The organism is Ornithinibacter sp. (assembly GCF_035443565.1).
In the GTDB taxonomy this organism is placed as follows: Bacteria; Actinomycetota; Actinomycetes; order Actinomycetales; family Dermatophilaceae; genus Fodinibacter.
In genome coordinates this window covers 15,705-21,455 of record NZ_DAORSO010000013.1, presented here as the reverse complement: position 1 = coordinate 21,455, position 5,751 = coordinate 15,705, and the positions used below count along the sequence as shown (strand labels likewise).

Annotated in this window: 3 protein-coding genes; 2 read left to right on the top strand and 1 reads right to left on the bottom strand. The window is 69.2% G+C overall.

Translation table 11 applies throughout. The features are described 5' to 3' along the window. Nucleotides 1–2,463 (bottom strand): glycogen/starch/alpha-glucan phosphorylase, encoded by a 2,463-nt coding sequence (locus tag PLL68_RS03135; RefSeq protein ID WP_324531578.1) that lies wholly within the window; start codon nt 2,461–2,463, stop codon nt 1–3. A gap of 453 nt (nt 2,464–2,916) precedes the next feature. On the opposite strand from PLL68_RS03135, the gene treS reads away from it, so the two are divergent. Together treS and PLL68_RS03125 are read left to right on the top strand one after the other, a co-directional pair. Next, a complete protein-coding gene (gene treS, locus PLL68_RS03130) occupies nt 2,917–4,647 on the top strand; it encodes a maltose alpha-D-glucosyltransferase (RefSeq protein WP_324531559.1) in 1,731 nt (576 codons plus the stop codon). Continuing rightward, nucleotides 4,640–5,751, top strand: a 1,112-nt coding sequence (locus PLL68_RS03125) for a maltokinase N-terminal cap-like domain-containing protein (protein WP_324531557.1), incomplete at its 3' end; no start/stop codon positions are given. The genes treS and PLL68_RS03125, both read left to right, overlap by 8 nt.

Genomic DNA, 5,751 nt, shown 5'->3' with positions numbered 1-5,751 from the left:
TCAGGCGTTGGTCTTGATGTGCCAGATGCGGTCGATGTAGTCGCGCATCGATCGGTCCGAGGAGAAGAAGCCGGTCCGGGCCACGTTGAGGATGGCCTTGCGCGACCACTCCTCCTGGTCGGAGTAGGCCGCCTCGACCCGGTCCTGCGCCTCGAGGTAGGACGCGTAGTCCGCCAGGGCGAGGAAGCGGTCGTTGGAGAGCAGGTCGCCGACGAACGCGCTCACGGCATCCCGGTTGCCGTCGGTGAAGTGACCGCTCGCGACGAGGTCGATCGCACGCTTGAGATTCGCGTCCGACTCGTAGAAGTCACCGGGGCGGTAGCCGCGTGCCTGCAGTTCGGCGACCGCGGGCTCGTCCATGCCGAACAGGAAGAAGTTCTCGTCGCCGACGAGCTCACGGATCTCGACGTTCGCACCGTCGTCGGTGCCGATCGTCAAGGCGCCGTTGAGCGCGAACTTCATGTTGCCGGTGCCCGAGGCCTCCTTGCCGGCGAGCGAGATCTGCTCGGACAGGTCAGCCGCCGGGATGAGCTTCTCGGCCAGGGTGACGTTGTAGTTCGGCGGGAAGGCGACGAACAGGCGACCCTGCACGCGAGGGTCGGCGTTGACGGTCTTGGCGATGGAGTTGATCAGGTAGATCGTCTCCTTGGCCATGTGGTAGCCCGGGGCCGCCTTGGCGCCGAAGACGACCGTGCGCGGGGTGATGCTCGCCGGGTCGACCTCGCCGGAGACGAGGCGGTCGTAGAGCGTCACGATGTGCAACATCTTCAGCGACTGGCGCTTGTACTCGTGCAGGCGCTTGACCATGACGTCGAGCATGTGGCCCTGCGGGAGCTGGATGCCGTCGCGCCGGGCGAGGACGTCGGTGATCCGTTCCTTGTTCGCCGCCTTGACGGCGCGGAACTTCTCGCGGAACTCCGGGTCGTCGCTGTAGGCCTGGAGCTCGGCCAGCCGGTCGAGGTCGGCGACCCACCCCTTGCCGATGGTCTCGGTGATGAGCCCGGTGAGGGCCGGGTTGCTCTGGCGGATGAACCGGCGCGGGGTGACCCCGTTCGTGACGTTCGTGAAGCGGTCGGGCCACAGCTCCGAGAAGTCGTTCAGGACCTTGTCCTTGAGCAGCTGCGAGTGCAGCGCCGCGACCCCGTTGACCTTGACCGAGCCGACCGTGGCCAGGTGGGCCATGCGCACCGAGCGCTCGGGGTGGTCGGCGATGATCGACATGCGCCGAACCCGCAGCTCGTCACCCGGGTAGGCCTCGCGCAGGTCGTCGAGGAACTCCTCGTTGATGCGGTAGATGATCTCCATGTGCCGCGGGAGCAGCCGCTCCATGAGGCTGACCGGCCACACCTCGAGCGCCTCGGGCAGCAGGGTGTGGCACGTGTAGGCGAAGCACTGCTTCGTGATGCCCCACGCCTCGTCCCACTCGAGGTCGTGCTCGTCGACGAGGATGCGCATCAGCTCGGGGATGGCGATGACCGGGTGGGTGTCGTTGAGCTGGAAGATGATCCGCTCGGGCAGCTCACGCACGTCGAAGCCCTTGGGCATCGTGTGGCTGAGGAAGTCCTTGATCGAGCAGGCCACGAAGAAGTACTGCTGCTGCAGGCGCAGCTCCTTGCCCTGCGGAGTGGAGTCCTCCGGGTAGAGCACCTTGGAGATGTTCTCGGCGAAGGTCTGCGCCCGCACGGCCTCGGCGTAGTCGCCGGCGTTGAAGATGTGCAGGTCGAAGGCGTTGGTCGCCCGCGCCCGCCACAGCCGCAGCGTGTTGACCACGCCGTTGTGGTAGCCGGGGACCATGTAGTTGTAGCGCAGGCCGATGACGCCCCAGCCCGGCACCCAGCGGCTGCGCTCGCGGCCGTCGTCGCCGACGTACCGCTCGGTGTGCCCGCCGAAGTTCACCGGGACCTCGAGCTCGGGGTGCGGCACGCCCCACGGGTCGCCGCTGCTCAGCCAGGCGTCGGGCTGCTCGACCTGACGACCGTCGACGAACGTCTGGCGGAAGATGCCGAACTCGTAGCGGATGCCGTAGGCGATGCTCGGCGCCCCGAGCGTCGCCAGCGAGTCGATGAAGCAGGCAGCGAGGCGGCCCAGGCCGCCGTTGCCCAGCCCCGGCTCGACCTCCTGCGTGCGCAGGTCCTCGATGTCGATGCCGCACGCCTTCATGGCGTCGGTCGCGACCTCGCGCAGCTCGGTCGCGGACAGCGCGTTGTCGAGCTGGCGGCCGAGCAGGTACTCGGCCGAGAGGTAACCGACCATCTTCTGCGGCTGCGACGCGCGGCGCTTGCGCGCGGTCTCGAGCCAGCGGGCCATGAGGTAGGACCGCACCGTGCGCGCCAGCGCGAGGTACTGGTCGGTCTGCGACGAGGTCGCGAGCGGCACCCCCTGACCGAAGTTCAGCTCATGCAGGAACGCCTTGACGAAGCCCTCGACGGTGTGCGGCGGCGAGATGACCGGACCGCGGGCCAGCGGGCTCGTCGGCTCGGACGTGGGGCCGGTCTCGTGCCGGTAGGCGTCGCCGTCGGCCGGGGCCACGGTGGTGGCCTCGTCCGTCGTCGCGGACGCCTCGTCGGCGGTGGGCTCGGTGGAGGCGAGCGGGACGTTCAGTGCGTCGGTCACAGCGGGATCCTCGGGTGCGAAGCAAGAGAGCAGCGGGCGTGGTGGGTGGCACGGACCTCGACGTTGAGCGGAGCCAGCACGAGAGCAGGAACGATGTGGTCACCCTGCTGCCGCGCCGACCCACGGTACCGGGATCGAAGCGTTTTCGCAGACGTGTTCGCGGGGAGGGCGCCAGCACCCCGCGACGTGGAACACTCGGGTCGGACACCCCGCGTGATCGACCGACCTGGTGATCAACTGATCGGCCGCTCTCGTGGACGCCCAACTGCCCGCGCCACCGTCGCTGACCTCGCAGGAGATTCGTTGACCGCCTTCCCGACCAGCGCGTCCGCCACCGGCGGGCTGCGGCACGACCCCCAGTGGTTCCGGACCGCGGTCTTCTACGAGGTGCTCACGCGGGCCTTCCACGACACCACCGGGTCCGGCACGGGTGACTTCCAGGGCGTCGTCGGCAAGCTCGACTACCTGCAGTGGCTCGGGGTCGACTGCCTGTGGCTGCCGCCGTTCTACGCGAGCCCGTTGCGCGACGGCGGCTACGACATCTCCGACTACACGCAGGTGCTGCCCGAGTTCGGCACGCTGCCCGAGTTCCGCGAGCTGATCAACCAGGCCCACGCCCGCGGCATCCGGATCATCACCGACTTCGTCATGAACCACACGAGTGACCAGCACCCGTGGTTCCAGGCCTCGCGCAGCGACCCCGACGGTCCGTACGGCGACTTCTACGTGTGGTCCGACACCGACGACAAGTACACCGATGCGCGCATCATCTTCGTCGACACCGAGACCTCGAACTGGACGTTCGACCCGATCCGCCGCCAGTTCTTCTGGCACCGCTTCTTCAGCCACCAGCCCGACCTGAACTTCGAGAACCCGGCCGTGCACGAGGCGATGTTCGAGGTCGTGCGGTTCTGGATGGACCTCGGCATCGACGGCTTCCGGTTGGATGCCGTGCCCTACCTCTACGAGGAGGAGGGCCACAACGGAGAGAACCACCCCAAGACCCACGCCTTCCTCGCCCAGCTGCGCGCGATGGTCGACAAGGAGTACCCCGGCCGGGTGCTGCTCGCCGAGGCCAACCAGCCCCCCGCCGACGTCGTCGACTACTTCGGCACCGAGGAGGCGCCGGAGTGCCAGATGTGCTTCCACTTCCCGGTGATGCCGATGCTCTACTACTCGCTGCGCGAGGAGCGGGCGACACCGATCATCGAGGTGCTCGCGGACACCCCGCCGATCCCGGCGGGCGCGCAGTGGGGCACCTTCCTGCGCAACCACGACGAGCTGACGCTGGAGATGGTCACGCCCGAGCAGCGCGCGGCGATGTACGGCTGGTACGCCCCGGACCCGCGGATGCGCGCCAACGTCGGCATCCGTCGCCGCCTCGCTCCGCTGCTGGACAACTCCCGACCCGAGATCGAGCTCATCCACGCCCTGCTGCTCTCGCTGCCGGGCTCCCCCTGCCTGTACTACGGCGACGAGATCGGCATGGGCGACAACATCTGGTTGGAGGACCGGGATGCCGTCCGCACCCCGATGCAGTGGACTCCCGACCGCAACGCGGGCTTCTCCACGGCGGACCCCGGCAAGCTCTACCTCCCGGTCATCACGTCCCTCGTCTACCACCACAACCACACGAACGTCGAAGCGCAGATGGCCACCGGTTCCTCGCTGCTGCACTGGGTGCGCAGCATGCTCGCCGTGCGCCGCGAACACCCGGTGTTCGGGCTCGGCGACTTCGAGATCTGCACGTCGGTCAACGACCGCGTGCTGTCCTTCGTCCGGGTAGACCGGTCCGAGCGGGACAAGGAGGACCGCTCGGCGATGGCGGTGCTGTGCGTGAACAACCTCTCCTCGCGTCCCCAGGCCACGACGGTCACCGTCCCCGACGAGCTGCGCGGGTGGGAGACCCGCGACCTCTTCGGTGGTGGCGGCTTCCCCGACATCGCCGACGACGGCACCGTGACGATCACCCTGGGCTCGCGAGACTTCTTCTGGCTCGCCCTGGACCCGCCGAGGGGTGACGTCCGTGGCTGAGATCATCACGACCGCGTCGCTGCGCCCGAGCAAGCTCGAGCTCATCTCGGGCTGGATGGGTGAACAGCGCTGGTACGCCGCCAAGGGTCAGCAGCCCCGCCTGCGCCTGCTGGCGGCCTGGCGCCTGGACGACCCCGCCGGTGAGGTCGGCGTCGAGACGCTCATCGTCGCCGACGAGTCAGGCCCCGAACCCGTGGTCTACCAGGTGCCGCTCACGTACCGGGGCGAGCCCCTCGGCAGCGCAGACCACGCTCTCGTCGGCACGATGGAGCACACCGCCCTCGGACACCGCTGGGTCTACGACGCCCCCCACGACCCGGTCTACGCGGCACAGCTCCTCGAGCTCGTGCAGGGCCGGGTGACGGCCCAGTCGTCGAAGCAGTCGGACACCGTCCTCGACACCGTCGTCGGCGTCCCGCAGTCCAGCTGGCCGCACGAGGTGCGGGTGCGGGCGTCGCGGGTGCTCAGTGGCGAGCAGTCCAACACCTCCGTCATCCTCGACTGCGACCTGCCGGGCGGCCAGCACACGCCGCTCATCGTCAAGGTCTTCCGGATGCTCTCCCCCGGCGACAACCCCGACGTCGTCCTCCAGGGCGCTCTCGTGGATGCCGGGTCGCGTCGCGTTCCCGCCGTGGTGGGGTCCGTGCACGGGCAGTGGCCGCACCCGCGCGCCGACGGCGACCACCCGGCATCCGGTCACCTGGCCTTCGCCCAGGAGTTCCTGCCCGGCGTCGAGGACGCCTGGCGGGTGGCGCTGCACGCCGCGGAGGCCGGCACCGACTTCGCGGGGCCGGCCCGCGCACTCGGCGAGGCGACGGCAGAGGTGCACCGCACGCTGGCCGAGGTGCTCGGCAGCGAGGAGACGAGCGCTGAGCAGATCACGGCGATCCTCGACGAGATGCGCGGCCGGTACGAGGCCGCCGTCGAGGCGGTGCCAGCGCTGGAGGACGTGCGCGGCCCCATCGAGTCGGTGCTGCGCGCTGCTGCCCGAGGTCAGTGGCCCCCGCTGCAACGCATCCACGGCGACTACCACCTCGGCCAGGTGCTGCACTCGCCCGAGCGCGGCTGGGTGCTGCTCGACTTCGAGGGTGAGCCGCTGCGGCC